The organism is Streptomyces sp. NPDC088810, from assembly GCF_044750305.1.
Lineage (GTDB): Bacteria > Actinomycetota > Actinomycetes > Streptomycetales > Streptomycetaceae > Streptomyces.
Window position 1 is genome coordinate 139,114 of record NZ_JBIVJQ010000016.1, and the last position, 16,262, is coordinate 155,375.

Consider the following 16,262-nt stretch of genomic DNA (forward strand, 5'->3'; position numbering starts at 1 on the left):
CCCCTGGCGTCCGCGCGAGGTTCTCCGTATGACACAGACACAGCCGCCGCAGGAGACGTCAGCTCCGCAGGAGAACTCGCCTCCGCCGCCCCGAACCTCCCCCGAGTCCGCCGTGCTGGCCTCGCCCGGTCCCTCGATGGGACGCCTCGTCGGGGTGGATCTGGCCCGCGCGCTGGCGGTGTTCGGCATGTACATCGTGCACATCGGACCCCCGCTGTCCGCCACGACCGGTGTCGGCAGCTGGATCCGGTACGTGGCGGACGGTCACTCGTCGGTTCTGTTCGCCACCCTCGCCGGGTTCTCACTGATGCTGATCGCCGGCCGCCGGGAGCCGAAGACCGGCCTGGCGGGCCGTCAGGCGAAGGCGCGGATCGCGATCCGCGCCGTGGTCCTGCTGGCGCTGGGCACCGTGATGGCGATGGAGTACGGGGGAGTGATCATCCTCGGCTTCTACGGTGTCTACTTCCTGCTGGCCCTGCCCCTGGTGCGACTGAGCGCCAAGACGCTCGCGATCATCGCGGCCGCGTTCGCCCTCGTCACACCGCAGCTGGCGTTCGTCCTGACCTCGCTGCTGACTCCGTCGGTCCAGGAGAGCATCAACGCCTACGACCCGCTCCGCCGCCTCAGCGAGGTGGGAGTGCTCGATCTGCTGCTCACCGGCTTCTACCCGGCGCTCACCTGGATGTCGTTCGTGATCGCAGGCATGGCGCTGGGCCGCCTCGACCTGTCCTCCAGTACTGTCCGGCGGCGCCTGGCCGCAGTCGGTGCCTCCCTCACCGTGGCCGCGTACGGCATGTCCTTGCTGCTCGCCGGCAAGAACGCACTGAGGAGCACGGCGGAAGACGGGTCGTCGTCCGGCGGCTCCGGTTCGATGCCCCCCGGCAGCGGGTCGATGCCCCTCGACGGCGGGTCGTTCCCCGATATGCCGGCGTCGTCGCTTCTTTCGGCCGGGCCGCACAGCGGCACCACGTTCGACATCATCGGCAGCGTCGGAGTCGCGATCCTCGTGATCGTGGGCGCGACGGTGCTGATGGACCGCCTGCCGCGACTGCGCCGTCTGGCGAAACCGGTCATCGCCGTGGGCACCATGTCCCTGACCGCATGCGTCGGCCACTTCGTCGCACAGTCCGTGCTGTCCACGCCCGCCGGGACCAGCACCCAGCAGTCATGGTTGCCGCTGATCATGTACGTCCTCGGGGCGATCGTGTTCGCCACGATCTGGTCCCGCTTCTTCCGCCGCGGCCCCCTGGAGTACCTGCTCAACGCCGCCACCAAGCCGGCGAAGCACATCCGATGACACCCGGCCGGGGTGAGACGCCTCCACGTCCCACCCCGGCCGGGACCGCTCATGGATCCAGCAAACGCATAGTCTTTGCAGGCTTCACCCGTAAGCCCTGTCCGTCGCCGAAAGGTGCACCGAGGGCCCGCCAATCCCTGTGCATGGCTGTCTCAGCCCACCACCCGAACCAGCGACAGCACCTCACCTGTTGCGCTGTGTATCTCCAGCAGTGCCAGCGCTAAGCTGCATCAACGCTAGAACGCCACGGCGTAGGCCTCGAGAGAGTTGCCGCGCCGACTGCGCGTCAGTCAACGGGACACCCGGACCGACGACCGACTGATCCAAACGAAACTGCCTAGTCCTCTGTGATCAGAGTGACGCTCGTCAGGGTGGGTCAGTCGCTGACCGGAGACTTCGTCGGCCTCCGACTCACCCACCCCGTACATGTGCCCGATACCCGACCAAGGCAGCGTCATCGCGACACGCGGTCAGTGGGCGGAGGGAAGAGACGCGAGTCTGCGGTCTCTGTCGCGCTTCTTGAGGGCCTGGTTTTCGTGGTACAGGTTTGCGGTCACCGTCGCGAGAGCGTCGAGCCTGCCGTTCAGCTTGGTTACTTCGGCCTTGGCCGCGCGGAGCTGTTTGCGGAGCTCGGTGATCGTCTCGTCGCGGGCTACTTCGCCGGGTGTGCGCAGGATGGGCCGGGCGACTTTGGCGTCCCACTCGGCGAGGATGTCCTCGGCGCGGTGGACGGTGGCGTGGCTGACCTGGGCCTCGCGGGCGAGGTTCTCCTTGGTCAGGGCGCCGTCGGTGTGCAGGGGCTGGCCGGCCAGAAGCCGGTCCATGGCCTCGCGAAGTCTGGCGGCACTCGCGGCGGAGACCGGCATCAGGGGGTCACTCCTTCGTGCTGAAGTGTGCGCGGGTGATGCGCTGGACGTTGGCGAGACGGACAAGGACGGCCTTGCGGCCCGGTGTTGACAGAGAAGGGTCCTTCGCCCTGGTCGTCAGGTCGTCTTCCTCGGCGATCCAGATCGGTGATGTCGGCGAGTGATCACGGAGTTGCGGCAGCGGTCGGGCTGGCAGGCGCCGATCAGCGGGGCCGTGCCCCGCTGATCGGCGGGTAACTGCGTCTGGCACTCGGCCTGCGGGGCGTCGAACATGCAGTGGTTGACGGTGCCTAGGTGCAGGTGAGGGAACTGCGTAGCGAGCAGGGCGGCTTCGGCCCGTTCATCGGCGATCTGCGCTGCACGGGGTCGTGGTCCATGGCCGTGATGACGTGGTCCAGGCCGGCGTGGAGCCGGTCGGCGCCGGGCCCGACCGCGACCTTCTTGCCTGCTCGGCGGGCTTTGAGCAGGTCGACCAGCCGCAGGGCGGCGGCGCGCTCGAGTTGCTGGTCGAACTCCGCGGCCCAGGCGGTGTCCATCTGTGCGTATCCCTGGGTGGTGCAGTTGGCCAGAGCCCGGCGGGCGGCGTGCTTGAGCTGGAACCGAGGGCGATCTCGGAGTTTGGTTCACGGCCGGTGATCACCGACATCGTGCGGCGGAACATGTGCGAGCGGACGTGCGCGGTGGGGATGGGGTCCAGGCCGTAGGCGTCGGCGTTGACGTTGACGCGCTCGATGAAGTAGTCGATGTCGTCTGCGGCGATGATGCCCCGGCTGCCGCGGTTCTTCTTGCCGCGGGGTGGCTTCAGGCTCGCGAACAGGTGGGTGGGATGCCAGGACAGCTGCTGGGCGACGGCGATGGCCTCGGCGACCGGCTCGGTGATCCACCAGAACGACTCGGGACGTTCCGGGTCGTGCTTGACCTTGGTGGATTTGATGGCCGGGGAGCCGTAGTAGGTGGTCAGGGCGCCGCGCTGGATCTCCTGTACTTCCGAATCGCGCATCAGGCTCATCGCGGTGACGAAGATGTAGCAGGCGGCCCGGAGCATGCGCAGTTCGATAGCCAGCTCGGACTGGGTGATGTGGGTGCGCCAGGGCCGGGTGGTGCCGTCCGTCCGCAGGGTGAGGGCGGCGTCGGGGCAGGGCGTCGGAAGTGACCAGTAGCGGTTGGCGGCCATCACCGTGGTTCGCCCTGCCGCGACCGCCTCCTCGACGAGCCGGCGCCGGGCCCGTCCCGAGGCCGCGTGCGAGGTGAAGCGGTCGCCGGTCGGGATGCCCCAGATGAGACGAGCGAGAGTGCTCCAGATGACCGTTCCCGCCCGGCCGACGCCGTCGTCGGCCGACCGGACGGGAACGCGGTTCTCCGGGTCGGCCAGCCACTGCCGGAGCTCTTCGTCGATCACGGCGGCGGACGGGCGGGCGCTGGTGGGGACATGGCGGGGAGCATTCATCATGGCTCTGGCGACCTTTCCTCGGACGGCCAGAGTGCGGCCCTGGTCGACCACGGCGAGGACAGCCTCCCGCCGGGCCAGGGCGCGTGCGCGCGGCGAGCCGCTGTGGGTGTCGCAGATGCTCTGCTGCTGCCCCGCGGTGATCAGCTCGCTGAGCACGGTCCAGACGGGTTCGCCGGACTTGCTGCCCGGCCGGTTGACGGCGTGCACCGGGACGCGGTTCTCCGGGTAGGCCAGCCAGGCCGCGATCTGGGCGTCGGTGGCGTCGGCGGTCCTGGCGACGTGCCGGCGGGGTGGCGCTCCCTGGCCGAGATCCACGGCCCGGCGCTTTAACTGCTCCTTCCAGCGCAGGATGTCGGGGGCGAAGGTGTGCACGTAGGTCCAGGCGGCGCGGATCAGGGGCCACCAGGTCTGCGGCGGGATCGTCGGAGTGGCCAGCGCAGCCTCGCCCAGGGCGGCGTTGAGCACCGCCTGCCGTCCGATCTCGGCGGCGGAGCGGCCGTCCCAGGGGTCGTCGAAAGGCGTGACGCCGGTGACGGCGGCAGCGAGATCCCGCAAGGTGCGGACGGCGCCCACGTGGTTGGCCACCGTCGCCTCGCCGACGGTCGCGGCCAGCTCGTCCAGGAACAGCTGCCAGGTGGCCGCGGGCCAGCGGCCCGGGTCCGTCGCAAGGCCCCGCTGCCGGCCCCACCTCAAGATCACGCGGAGCTTCTGGCAGCACATACATCAACGGGGCCGAGGACCTGATCGCTCAGCTCTCTCAGAGCAGCGCCAGCTGACACGTGAGGCACTGTAGCGGATCTTCCCCTACGTGGTGACCAGCACGGGCCTGCATACGGTACGCAGGAACCTGCTCGATAACTCCGGGCTCGGTATCGACGCCTACCACCAGGCCTATCAGGCGAACGGTGAGAGCGCACGGAAGCTTCAGAGCGTGGAAGCCGCCTATCGCAGCGGCGCGGTGTCCTTCGGCCGTCCGTCCGTATCGCATGATGACGTTGAGCGGCCCGCGCAGCACTGCAGCGGGCCGAGACCCGTTTCGCCGACATGCGCATCAGCCGCCCGAACACAACCCGCGCACTCAGAGCCCTCGACGGCGCAGCGTCCGTAACCGTCTGCGTCCGATGCGCCGGCCGCACGCGCCGCCCGGATCGCAGCGCAGCCCCGTGAATGCTCCAGGGCCACCGCGCCCGCCGCACCACGCACCGATCCCGCCGCGGAACAGGTTCGCCAAGCCCACAACTCCTCCGCGCAAGCGCCCAGCCGGGCGTACGCCCAGCCTGACCGCCCAGAGACGTCGACGCCCCTCTGCTCGTCGCGCACGCGGGACCGCTGCCGGGACAGCTCACCGAGTAGGGTGCTATGCCGTTCCGACGTGTCCCCCTGGAAAAGGCCCCAGTTGAGCACGCCGCCGCCCCCGCACCCCGCCCACCCGCAAACGCCGGGGCCGTACCAGCCGCCTGCGGGGCCTTCGCGTAGGTGCCGGGACCGTACGCGCCGACACCGGCGCGGTATCCGCAGGCCCCCGGGCCCTACCCGCTCGCGGCGGTTCTGCCAGGTGTGCGGGGCCGCGCCTGCTGCGCCGGTGACGCGGGGCCACCAGGGCATGGTGGTGGTCATGCGGTTCCTGCGGCGCCAGGAGGCAGCCGCCACCCGGGAGGTGAAGTAGGCGTTCACGTCGCCCTTGACCTCGGCGCGCATCGCGCTGGAGACCTGCTCGACGGGGCGCCGGCGCCCCCGTGTAGCGGCCTGCAGACCTGACCTCCTTGAGGCCGCGCGTGCGCCGGAATTGTGGCCCGCGCAGAGCGGTCCCCGGCATTGCGCGTGGCGCCATGCCGAGCACATGGATCCGCCACACGTGTGATTCGCTGCCTGTTCGACGGCGACCCTGCTCGCCGTGCTGTTCGGCGGGCGTGGACCGACGAAACTCCTTCGCGCATCACTCGCATAGACGTCGCCGACCGGCGCGCCTTGCGCCACCTTCCAGGTGGCACTGGGCAGGATGTAGGGTCGTGGACGCTGCCACCGCGCAATCGCCCCTTCCTCCATTCATGTGCCCCACCTGGTGCGACGAGCAGCACAAGCCGGAAGCTGGCGTCACCTCCCTCGAAGAGTTCCCCGCTATCGCGGCCAAGGCTGGGTGGAGTTCATGGTGACCCTGGCATCTGGCGCGTGGATTTCGGCGGGGGTGGGGCCGTGGGGGTGCCGGTGGCGGTGATGTGCGGGCCGTCGAGGAGGTGGGCGGTGAGGTGGTAGGTGGCGGCGAGGCGGGTGAGGTAGGAGGCTGCTGTCTCGCGAGGCTGCCGGGCAGCCTGGGGCAGGTCAGGAGGTGCGGAAGCAGCGGTCGGGGTCGCGGGCCTGGTCGGGGCGGAAGGGCGCGAACCAGGCCGCAGCGGCCAGGTTGGCAAGTCCGAGGGCATGGTTGAGTTCATTGCCGCTGTCTTCGATCCCGTCCAGGGAGGCGTCGAACAGCATCAGCACGTCGTGGTCCTCGAACAACACGGTCGAGCACCAGTCCCAGTCGAAATCGCGACGGTCCTCATCCAGGCCCGCCACTGTTTCCGCTACCAGGCGCGGCTGGTTCCGCGTCAGCGACTTGGCCCGGTCGATGCCCAGATGCAGGGCCATCTCCTCGCCGCTGCAGCGCGGGCGGACGGTGCCTGTCTCGGCGAGCTCGGCGGCGAGGTCGTCGAAACAGCGGGCCATCTGCCGCCGCCACTGGTGGTACTGGTAAAAGGTGATGGGCGGCAGCGAGCCCATGACGCCGAGGTGCGCCCGGGCGGGATGCCCCGCCCGCTGAAACGGGTATCCGTCGGCTGTTCGGGCACACGAGACGTCATGCACGGACTACATGCGCGTCCCACCAGCAGCAGTCTCATCGCCAAGGTCTCCACAGCCGAGACACCGCCGCCCGGTCACGACGGCGCCAAACACTCACACCGAGGCCGACGCACCGGCCGCCTGCGCCGCCGCGTCCTCGCCTACCGGGCAATCGATTTGCTGTCCACGCACATCCCGGACGACCCCGGCCCGGGCGACGAATGCCTGCTCCTCGTGCACACCCGCCAGGTCGTCGGCCAGGTCCGGTACCGGATCTGCACTGACTGCGCCCAGGGTGTCATCACCGCCGTCGTCATCGACGAGCGCTTCCACAGCACCGGCCTGGGCACCCGTGCGCTGTCACACCTACGGTCCCGCCACCCGGGACTGACCTGGCGCAGTACGCTGAGCAAGCGCACCACCCGTGCTCTCCTGCGCCGGATGCGCATTCTCACAACCACTTCTGCCACGCCCTGCCCCCACGTTCATCAGACACTCTCTGCCCCGGCGGGCCCGATACTCGCCAGCGGCTGACCTCAACGCTCAGCGGTCACAGCGCACCTGTCGGCGCAGCAGGTCATGGATGGTCTGTCGTCGTCGCGCCACTTGGTGAACTGGTACATCGCCGCGCCGCGCGGCGGAGCCGGCATGGGTGAGGGGTGGCAGGGCATTCGAGGTGAAGGGGTGGGCTGACCGTGCTTTCGGTGCAGCTCGTCGACGTCAAGAACCTCTTAGGGGTGAGAAGGTGAAGGGCTTCCGCAGTTTCATCCTGCGCGGCAACGTGGTCGACCTGGCCGTCGGCATCGTCATCGGGGCGGCGTTCACCGCCGTGGTGAACGGCTTCGTCAGCGCCTTCCTGACCCCACTCGTCGGGCTGGCCACCGGCGCCACGGGCGACATGAGCCGCAAGACCTTCACCGTAGGCGCCACCAAGTTCCCCTACGGCGCCTTCGTCAACGCGGCGATCAGCTTCTTCCTCCTCGCCAGCGCCCTGTACTTCCTGGTCGTGCTCCCGATCAACAAGCTCCACGAACGCCTCGCCCCGCACCAAGACGTCCAGGCCCCCAAACGGGACTGCCCCGAATGCCTTAGCCCCGTACCCGCCCAGGCCCGACGCTGCGCCTCCTGCACCGTCTCCCTGCCCGCCGTACCGGCTCAGGCCGGAGAGACAACCCAGCGCGCCGGGTGACCCGACCTCCATGGCCCGGCCTGGGCTGCCGGGCACGTCCGTGGTGACGGCAGTTACCGACGGCGTCCGATGCCGAACCGGCTGCTTGGCTTCACGGCCGGCACCGAGCCCGACGACCACGGCCTGGACCGGTCCCGGGGAGACTTCAATCACCAAAATCCACCTGGCCTGCGAACAAGGCCAACGGCCGCTGTCGATGGTTGGCTTGAGCAACACGACGACCACCTGCACCGGCGTCGCGCACAGCCTGTCCATCGGGGAGCTGTGGCTGCCCGGGTCCCACTGCGACCACCTGCTGATCAGCCCCCTACTTCCACGGCCCCAATCTGGAGAAGTGCCCGCTGGCCGACGGACACGCCCGCATTCTCTGGGTGCTGTCGGTGACGGCGGCCGTGATGGAGTACCGCCGCACGCACGGTCACGAAGCCCTTGAGCGGCTCTTCGACGAGTACGCGAACGTTCCGACCGACCCGCGGCGTCTGAATCTCGCGGGTACGGTCCCGGCACCGGCGACAGGCAGGGCCCCGCTGCGCGGTCGACGGCATGGAGGGGGCGTTACCGCACACGGGCGGTCCGCCGTTCGCCCACAGAGCGGCGTCGCGGCGTCGCCCGCCGGCTCTTCCAAGAGGCCGAGCAGGAAGAGGACGGGATGAAGATGTCCTCGTACGGGGTAGGCGAGCGGGACGACGCGGGCGGTCCGGCGCGCTGCGTGAAGGAGGTTCAACGTATGCAATTCGACGACGATGCTGCTCTGGACACGTCCGAGGTCACAGACGGGCGGGGAGGTGCGCTGGGCGGGATCCCGGGCGGCGGGAAGACCATCGGCGGGGGACTGGTCGGGCTCGTGGTGCTGGTCGCGTCCGTGCTCTTGGGTGTCGACCCCGGCATGTTCGGCTCGGGCAGCAGCGACACGCCCTCGTCCGGCAAGGCAGCCGCGGACCTCGCGGCGGACTGCCGGACCGGTGCCGACGCCAACCGCAAGGAGGAGTGCCGGATCGTCGCCGTGGTCGACAGCGTGCAGGCATTCTGGAAGCAGACGGAGACAGCCGCCGGCAAGCCCTACCAGCAGGCCCCCACGTTCCTGTTCACCGGCAGTGTCAACACCGGTTGCGGGAACGCGACTTCCGACGTCGGCCCCTTCTACTGCTCAGCCGATGACAAGGTCTACCTCGACCTCGGCTTCTTCAACGACCTGAGCAGCAAGTTCGGCGCCAAGGGCGGCCCGTTCGCCGAGGCCTACGTCATCGCGCACGAATACGGCCACCACTTCCAGGACCTCAGCGGAACGATCTCCCGCGGCAGCGGAAAGGGCCAGAACAGCGGCTCGGTGAAACTCGAGTTGCAGGCGGACTGCTACGCCGGAGTGTGGGCCCACCACGCCACCACCACCCCCGACCCCAACAGCGGTAAGCCACTGGTCACCGACTTGACGAAGGACGACATCAACCGCGGGCTGGACGCGGCCGCCGCCGTCGGAGACGACCGTATCCAGCAGCGCTACCAGGGCAAGGCCACACCCGACACCTGGACCCACGGCTCCGCGAGCCAGCGCCAGCAATGGTTCTCCACCGGCTACCGCTCCGGCCGCGTCGCCGACTGCAACACGTTCCGCTGACACGGCAGACGCCCAGCTGTGGGCCGACGCCGGTGGGCAGATCGCGTATCATCCCGCGCCGCGGTCGGTGGTTAGCGACCGACACCAAGTGGGAGAACTGCCTCGACAGGCTGACTGCTTCCAGCACTGTGCCTGCAGCGGTTAACGCTAAGCCGGTGATCATGATCAGGCCGGTGTGAGCGCGCTGACGCGGTACTCGTACTCGCGGCGGGCCCTGCGCTGGGCCGGAACAGCCGGGACACCTCTGCGCGGTGCGCTCCTGCTCTGTCTGCTCATCCTGCTCTAGCTGCGCGGCGACCCCTATGTAGCTACACACGCTACGATCGAGGTGCGAGTGTAGACACAACGTCTACACACGGCAGGGCCCCGTCCCCGGGCTCCTACCCCCGGTTTCATGGCCCTCCCCGCGATACAGCAGTGAGCCCGGTCGCGCATGCATCGGCCGGGCTCACTGCTGCCCGGGCCATGCGACCCGCTCGTGCCGCTCTCCTGTCAGGAGAGGTGCTGCATCACGATGGTGGTCAGTCTCGCCAGCACCGGCGACCAGTCGAGCAGGACTTGCCCGAGCATCCGACGCCGTTTCCGGCGCCGCTCGGCAGGTTCCTGCTCGTCCGTCTCATCCGCCCGGCCGGTCGGCCGGGCCTCCACGACGAGGGACCTCTCTGCCGCCTCCTGGTGAAGCGTGAGTGGAACTCTGCGAAAGACCAGGGCTCAGGATACGGGGCACCCGCACCATGACCCGCACAACAGGGACAACTCGTATCCTGATCAGCAACATTGACGGACCACCAGTCCATAGATCGATGAGGTGACGCCTGTGAACGGGTGTCCTGGTGGCATTGGTTGGTCGTCAGTGGGGATGGGGTGGGTTGTGTCTGGTCTCTCGATGGTGTGAGTTGTGATCTTGGCTGTCATGGGGTGACCAGACTGCTGCCACAGGCTGCGTAGCAGCAGGGCGGGTGGCTGTCATGGGGTTGGCTATTCCTGTATGCGGCTGGTCGGGGCCGGATTGTGTTGGTGGGTATTTCGCGGTCAGGAACAGGTTCAGGCACGCCTGCCGTTCTGCGGGATCGGCGCAGAGGGTGAACAATTCCTCGAACTGGTCTACGACGACGAGCGTGTCCCCGGCGTCGTCACCGGCTCGCAGGAGGGCCGGAGGGTGGGACTCGAGCCGGAGGCCGGGGCGTGCTGCCGGATTGCGGCGGTGCGGCGTGGTCATCGACTCAGGCGACGATGCGATGCACACGCATACCGCCTGGCCGCCCACCATCCGCCGTCCGGCCGGATCACCCTGCGCCCCGGCCCAGGCACCACCAGCGGAGACGGCCTCGCCCACGACCTTCTCGCCGCCCTGGGAAAGCCGCCTCTGCTTCCAGGCCGCTTGCGCGCGGGATCGTCAGAAGTGCAGGACTCCGATGTCGCGGACGGTCTGGGCGAGGGCGCGGATGAGGTCGTTCTCGGCGTCCCTGCGCCACACCAGGGCGTAGGGAATCGTGCCCATGTCGGGGACGGGGATGAAGCGGACGTAGGACATGGACCAGTAGCGGGTGACGTGGGAGGGGAAGGGGTGGACGATCTCGCCGGTGCCGACGAGGTGGATCAGCTCGTCCGCGTTGGTGACCTGCTCAGTGCGTTCGATCGGCTTCCCCCGGGATGTGTGGAATGACAGGTAGCCGTCCTCCCAGTAGTCGGGCATGTCGGGTGGCATGGCATGGGCGAAGTCTGCCAGCGCCTCGAACGGGACGACGAGCCGTTCGGCGAGTTCGTGGTCGGCGGCGACGGCTAGGACGCGGGGGTCGCGGAAGAGGACCGGGCCGACGGTGAGATCGGGTTCGTCCACCGGTAGCCAGGTGAGGAAGACATCCATGTCGCCCTCGCGCAGTCTGGCGAAGGGGTCGACGTAGGGCGCCCGGCGTAGCTGTAGTTCCCACTGGGGATGACGGGAGCGGAAGGTGTCCCAGTAGCGGTACAGGTCGGGCACGTTGAACGGCATCATGCCGACGCGCAGACGTGCGGTCTTGCCGCGGGTGGCCATCCGGGCGCGTTCGAGGCTCTCGCGCAGGCTCGCGTAGACCGGCCGCAGGTCGGCACGCAGTTGTCGGCCGAGCGGGGTAAGGCGGATCTGGCGGCGGTTGGAGCGGTCGAACAGGAGGCCGCCGAGGTGGCGTTCCTGACGTCCGATCACCTGGCTGACGCGCGCCTGCGTGAGGTGCAGCCGGGCGGCGGCCCTGCCGAAGTGCAGTTCCTCGGCCAGCGTCAGGAAAATCTCGATGTCGCGTACTTCCACCTGCCGTCGACCCCCGTCATAAGCCTGAGTTATCGGATCCTACTGATCTTCGATGTTGATGGGCATGGGAGGACGCTGAAAGATCGACAGCAGCCCGGAACCGCTGCTCGGCGATCTTCGGGCGGTGCGGCGCCCGTACCGGTGACCCCGTACCGCCCAGCGGACTGCCTGCAGCCGCCGGAGCGTGCCGGACGGGAGACAAGCCGTTGCCCAAGACGTAGTACGCCCACGCACCCAGAAGGCAGACATCTCATGAAGCGGCTCGTCGCCGGCGTCACCGTTTCGCAGGAGGACGTGGACGCCGTCGTCGGGCTCGTCGCCCCGATCGAGCACGCCCAGCACGGGTGCCTCATTTCTCGGACAGGAGTACCGCACATGCACACCTCAGCCGACACCACCGGCCGCGTCTGGTTCATCACCGGCGCCAGCCGGGGCCTCGGCCGCGCCTTCGCCGAGGCCGCGTTGAGCGCCGGCGACCGGGTCGCCGGGGCCGCCCGCACCGTGGCCCCGCTGGAGGAGTTGGCGGCCGCCCACCCCGGGCGGGTGCTGCCCCTCGGGGTGGACGTGACCGACCGCGAAGCGGTGTTCGCCGCCGTCGCCGAGGCGGTCGGCCGCTTCGGCCGGCTCGACGTCGTCGTCAACAATGCGGGCATGCTGTCGATGGGCATGGTCGAGGAGTTCACCGAGGCCGAGGCCCGCGCCCAACTGGACGTCAACTTCTTCGGCGCCCTGTGGGTCAGCCAGGCCGTCATGCCCGTCCTGCGCTCGCAGGGCTCCGGTCACCTCGTGCAGGTGTCCAGCATCGCCGCCCTGGGCGGCTTCCCCAGCACCGGCCTCTACAGCGCCAGCAAATTCGCCCTGGAAGGCCTCAGCGAGGCCCTCGCCGCGGAGGCCGCCACATTCGGAACCAAGGTGAGCATCCTCCAGCCCGGCGGCTACTGGACGGACCTGTACACCGCCATGCACAGCACCAGTCCCCTGGAGGCGTACGCGCCGCTGCGCAAGAAGCTGGCCGAGCAGTTCGCCGAAGGTTCGGTCGACAGCGACCCGAAGCTCGCCGCGGCCGCGCTGCTCACCCTGGTCGACAGCGACGAGCCGCCGCTGCGCCTCCTCCTCGGCAGCATGGTCTACGACCTCGCGTTCGACATCGCCCGCACGCGCATGGCCACCTGGGAGGCGTGGGAGCAGGTCAGCCGCGCCGCCGAACACGCGATCCCCGGCCCCGCCACCGCGGTCGAAGACGCGGCGGCCGAGCTTGGTCGGGGCAACCCGTGACTGACCTGTCGGGTGCTGCTGAAAGGGCGCGACATGTCGTTCCGTACCACGGCCGAGGTCGTCCACCGCTTCAACCGGGCCTTCCTCGAGGGTGACACCTCATCGCTCGCCGAGCTGATCGCCGAGGACTGCGTGATGGAGGCGAGGGGCCCGGCACCCGACGGGGCCCGCTACGAAGGGCTCGCCGCATGCCTGGAGTTCTGCCGGGCCCTCGCCGAGGACCGCGCGGGCCGCTTCGAGCCGGAGGCCGTCGTCGTCACCGGTGAACGGGCCACGGTCCGCTGGCGGTACCGCTTCGGTGACGGACCGGCCGACTCCGTACGCGGCGTGAACCTCGTCCTGGTACGGGACGGCCGGATCGTCGAATCCCTCAGCTACGGCAAGACCACGGGCGGCGCCCCGTCGCCCGAATTCCGTGCACGTCCGTGAGGCGGGCACGACCAACCCCAAGTATTCGTCAGCCAACGAATGGAGACCAGCTATGAAGACACTTGTGCTGGGTTCGACCGGCTACATCGGATCGGCCGTGGTGCGGCGGCTCGAGGCGCAGGGCCACCAAGTGGTCCATCTCGTGAAGGACGCAAGCCGGCTGCCCGCCGGGGCGACGGCACTCCAAGGCGACCTGGCCGACCCGGCCGCGCTGCGGGCAGCCGTCACCGACGACATCGACGCCGTGGTCAACCTCGCCACGCCGACCGGCGACGAGGCGGTGGACGCGGCGGCCGTGGACGCGCTGACCGAGCGGCTGCGCGGCACCGGACGGGCCTTCGTGTACACCAGCGGTGTCTGGGTGCTCGGCGCCACCGGCGACGCGGCCCTCGACGAGGACGCGCCGACCGACGCCATCGCCATCGTCGGCTACCGCCCGCGGATCGAGCAGCGCGTGCTGGACGCCGGCCGGGACGACGTCCGCGCCGTCGTCGTGCGGCCCGGCATCGTGTACGGCCACGGCGGCGGCATTCCCGGCCTGATGACCGACTGGGCGCGTGAGCACGGCACCGGCCGGTACGTCGGCTCGGCGGCGACCCGCTGGCCGATGGTGCACGTGGACGACCTCGCTGAACTCTTCGTGCTGGCGGTGACCAAGGCCGACCCGGGCAGCGTGCTGCACGGCGTGGCGCACGAAGCGGTGCCGGTCGTGGCGCTCGCCGCGGCCGCCGACTTCGCTGCGGGCGGCACCGGCCGGGCCGAGCCCTGGCCGCTGGAGCAGGCCGCCCAGGCCCTGGGCGGCCCGTTCGCCGAGGCCCTGGGTCTGAACCAGGTGGTGTCCGGGCAGCGCGCCGTCACCGAACTCGGCTGGCGGCCCAGCCGCCCGTACGTACTCACCGAGCTGGCCGGAGGCGACCGTGGCTGAACTCACCGGCACGACGCTGCCCGTCTGCCGCACCTGTGGCACCCAGTACGCCGTCCCGCGCCCCGACTGCCCGGTCTGCCTGGACGAGCGTCAGTACGTCGGACGCGGCGGCCAGCAGTGGACCAGCCTGGCCGAGCTGCGCGCCGACGGCCACCGGAGCCGCGTCGAGGAACAGGGCCCGGACGTCCTCGGCATCGGGAGCACCCCCGAGTTCGCCATCGGCCAGCGCGCGCTGCTGGTGCGCACGGCCGACGGCAACGTGCTGTGGGACTGCGTGCCCTACCTCGACGACGCCGTGATCCGCGAAGTGCGGCAACTCGGCGGCATCACCGCGATCGCCATCAGCCACCCGCACTTCTACTCCGCCATGGTCGACTGGGCGCACGCCTTCGACGCGCCCGTGTACCTGCACGAGGCCGACCGGCAGTGGGTCGGCCGCCCCGACCCCGCCCTGCACTTCTGGAGCGGGCAGACTCACCGGCTGACTGACGAACTGACTCTGATCAACCCGGGCGTCCACTTTCCGGGCAGCGCGGTGATGCACTGGAACACCGGCCGGGGCGCACTGTTCACCGGCGACATCGTCAACGTCGGCCCCGACCCCCGGTGGGTCAGCATCATGTACAGCTACGCCAACCACGTCCCCGAGCGCCCCGACGCCGTCCGAGCCGCCGGTGAACTGCTCGTCGGCTACCGCTTCGACCGGATCTACGGCGCCTGGTGGGACCGCGTGGTCACCGCCGGCGGCAACGAGGTGCTGACCCGCTCGGTCGAGCGCTACCTGCGCCATGAGCAGGCCCCGCCGATGAAGGACGGCTCCTGACCGGATGACGCCCGTCGGGAGGACAAGCCCCGGCGTCGGTGACACGGCGTCGGGGACGGACGGTGCGCGGGCCGGTTGTCGGTGTACGGGGCGTCGACTGACCTGGTGTGTTGCCGGCGTGTGTGAGCTGGGGTTGTGGCTTTTGCGCTGAGGGGGGCCGCGCTCGTTGTAGGCAGCTGAAGCACGTAAAGGCCCGGCCTGTTCGGCTTTCCTTCCGGATGAGCGGTGACCACGGCGGGGCCGGCCGTGCGGACCGCGCTCGGCACCAGGGTGTGGCCGGGGGCGTGGGTGCCGCGGCGAGCTGGCCGGGCACAGGCTGCGCAGGAGCCGGCCCCGCGTCAGCAGCTGGACCGTCACCAGGGAGGCGTTGTCCTTGTCACACACGGCCGATCGCCGGCTTCTTGTCACCGGCAGGGTCCTGCCGGACCGCGCGGTGGCGCGGCGGGAGCGGGAAGAGCAGCAAACGCGGCAGGCGCTGGCTGACCTCGCCCTGGCCGGACCGAGTGAAGCAGGCGCGGCGAAAGTGGCTGCGCGCCGGCTGCCGCGTCTCGTACCAGAGGTGACCGGGAGCTTGCCGGTGGGGGAGAACGGTGCGCTGGCCGGTGTGGCATTGCCGGCGGGAGCGCAGCTGGTGCGGACGTCGTCGGTGCGGGCCGTGGCCGAGGCGGTCGGGCAGGCGATGGCGACCCAGGGGGCGGTGTGACTGTTCGGTGACCCGGGCCGGGGCAAGACCGCCGCCGTGCGGACGGCGCTCAGCGCAGTGCCCCCGGGCTGGAAGGTGACGTGGGTGCCGGTACCGGTGCGCCCGTCGGTGGCCGGCATGAGGCGTGCGGTATTCGACGCGCTGGCGCTGGCGGGCCGCTTCCCGCACACGTCGGCGCTGGCCGACGCCACGGTCACGGGGGCCTTGAGTGAGGCGCAGGTGCTGGTGGTCGATGAGGCACAGCGCCTGCCCGTGCCGTGCCTGGCGTACCTGCAGAGCCTGTGGGACCACTCCGGCACCCGGATCACGCTGGTGCTGTGCGGGGCGGGCAGCGAGCGGGCGCTGTCCCGGCTGCCGCAGCTGGCATCGCGTATCGGCGCATGGCAGGAGGTTCCACGCTTGACCGGAGCGGAAGTGGCAACCGTGGTGACCGGCTTCCATCCGCTGTGGCGCACCGTACCGGCCCCGGACCTGACGTGGATCGACCGGTCGTGCGCTCACGGCACGTTCCGCACGTGGGCCGCTTTGACTGCGCAACCTGCAGAACGCGCTGCTCACCACCGCTGATGCATCCATCGACCGGGCC

The 16,262-nt window shown here is 69.8% G+C and carries 16 protein-coding genes; 9 read left to right on the forward strand and 7 right to left on the reverse strand.

From position 1 onward, the window contains the following. The first annotated feature begins 28 nt into the window (after positions 1-28). Entirely contained in the window at positions 29-1,297 is a 1,269-nt protein-coding gene (locus tag ACIP4Y_RS35835) for a DUF418 domain-containing protein (protein ID WP_401400529.1), read from the forward strand. A gap of 470 nt (positions 1,298-1,767) precedes the next feature. Here the strand turns inward: ACIP4Y_RS35835 and ACIP4Y_RS35840 are convergent, their stop codons facing one another. The 4 genes from ACIP4Y_RS35840 to ACIP4Y_RS35855 form a co-directional block, all read right to left on the reverse strand. Beyond that, positions 1,768-2,163 carry a hypothetical protein gene (locus ACIP4Y_RS35840; RefSeq protein WP_401400532.1) on the reverse strand — a complete coding sequence of 132 codons (396 nt, stop codon included), beginning with the start codon at positions 2,161-2,163 and terminating at the stop codon, positions 1,768-1,770. Between the two features lie 340 nt (positions 2,164-2,503). Next, a complete protein-coding gene (locus tag ACIP4Y_RS35845; protein WP_401400535.1) occupies positions 2,504-4,312 on the reverse strand; it encodes a hypothetical protein in 1,809 nt (602 codons plus the stop codon). A gap of 1,620 nt (positions 4,313-5,932) precedes the next feature. After that, entirely contained in the window at positions 5,933-6,370 is a 438-nt protein-coding gene (locus tag ACIP4Y_RS35850) for a hypothetical protein (protein ID WP_401400537.1), read from the reverse strand. Positions 6,371-6,544: 174 nt separating this feature from the next. Next, on the reverse strand, positions 6,545-6,763 hold the full coding sequence (locus tag ACIP4Y_RS35855) for a hypothetical protein (protein WP_401400540.1): 219 nt from the start codon (positions 6,761-6,763) through the stop codon (positions 6,545-6,547). A 412-nt stretch (positions 6,764-7,175) separates the two neighbouring features. Here ACIP4Y_RS35855 and mscL point away from each other — a divergent pair, with 412 nt between their 5' ends. Then, entirely contained in the window at positions 7,176-7,619 is a 444-nt protein-coding gene (gene mscL, locus ACIP4Y_RS35860) for a large conductance mechanosensitive channel protein MscL (RefSeq protein ID WP_373912323.1), read from the forward strand. Between the two features lie 727 nt (positions 7,620-8,346). Next, positions 8,347-9,234 (forward strand): neutral zinc metallopeptidase, encoded by an 888-nt coding sequence (locus ACIP4Y_RS35865; protein ID WP_401400543.1) that lies wholly within the window; start codon positions 8,347-8,349, stop codon positions 9,232-9,234. 492 nt (positions 9,235-9,726) lie between these two features. On the opposite strand, the gene ACIP4Y_RS35870 is transcribed toward ACIP4Y_RS35865, so the two are convergent. The 3 genes from ACIP4Y_RS35870 to ACIP4Y_RS35880 all read right to left on the reverse strand — a co-directional run bounded on the left by ACIP4Y_RS35870 (position 9,727) and on the right by ACIP4Y_RS35880 (position 11,521). Continuing rightward, on the reverse strand, positions 9,727-9,882 hold the full coding sequence (locus ACIP4Y_RS35870) for a hypothetical protein (protein WP_401400545.1): 156 nt from the start codon (positions 9,880-9,882) through the stop codon (positions 9,727-9,729). Between the two features lie 202 nt (positions 9,883-10,084). Further along, positions 10,085-10,504, reverse strand: coding sequence for a hypothetical protein (locus ACIP4Y_RS35875; RefSeq protein ID WP_401400622.1), 420 nt, complete (start codon positions 10,502-10,504; stop codon positions 10,085-10,087). A 126-nt stretch (positions 10,505-10,630) separates the two neighbouring features. Then, the gene (locus ACIP4Y_RS35880; protein WP_401400548.1) at positions 10,631-11,521 is read right to left on the reverse strand and encodes a LysR family transcriptional regulator; all 891 of its coding nucleotides are present in this window, start codon (positions 11,519-11,521) and stop codon (positions 10,631-10,633) included. A gap of 375 nt (positions 11,522-11,896) precedes the next feature. On the opposite strand from ACIP4Y_RS35880, the gene ACIP4Y_RS35885 reads away from it, so the two are divergent. From ACIP4Y_RS35885 to ACIP4Y_RS35910, 6 genes are all read left to right on the forward strand, one after another. Continuing rightward, entirely contained in the window at positions 11,897-12,796 is a 900-nt protein-coding gene (locus ACIP4Y_RS35885; RefSeq protein WP_401400625.1) for an SDR family NAD(P)-dependent oxidoreductase, read from the forward strand. 33 nt (positions 12,797-12,829) lie between these two features. Beyond that, complete coding sequence (locus tag ACIP4Y_RS35890) at positions 12,830-13,225, forward strand: nuclear transport factor 2 family protein (protein ID WP_401400551.1); 396 nt, start codon at positions 12,830-12,832, stop codon at positions 13,223-13,225. Between the two features lie 52 nt (positions 13,226-13,277). Further along, positions 13,278-14,150: an NAD-dependent epimerase/dehydratase family protein gene (locus ACIP4Y_RS35895; protein WP_401400553.1), complete on the forward strand. Its 873-nt coding sequence runs from the start codon at positions 13,278-13,280 to the stop codon at positions 14,148-14,150. Beyond that, complete coding sequence (locus tag ACIP4Y_RS35900; RefSeq protein ID WP_401400555.1) at positions 14,143-14,973, forward strand: MBL fold metallo-hydrolase; 831 nt, start codon at positions 14,143-14,145, stop codon at positions 14,971-14,973. The genes ACIP4Y_RS35895 and ACIP4Y_RS35900 overlap by 8 nt, the downstream gene beginning before the upstream one ends. 373 nt (positions 14,974-15,346) lie before the next feature. Next, entirely contained in the window at positions 15,347-15,676 is a 330-nt protein-coding gene (locus ACIP4Y_RS35905; protein ID WP_401400558.1) for a hypothetical protein, read from the forward strand. A gap of 57 nt (positions 15,677-15,733) precedes the next feature. After that, a complete protein-coding gene (locus ACIP4Y_RS35910) occupies positions 15,734-16,243 on the forward strand; it encodes an AAA family ATPase (RefSeq protein WP_401400628.1) in 510 nt (169 codons plus the stop codon). The last annotated feature ends 19 nt before the right edge of the window (positions 16,244-16,262 follow it).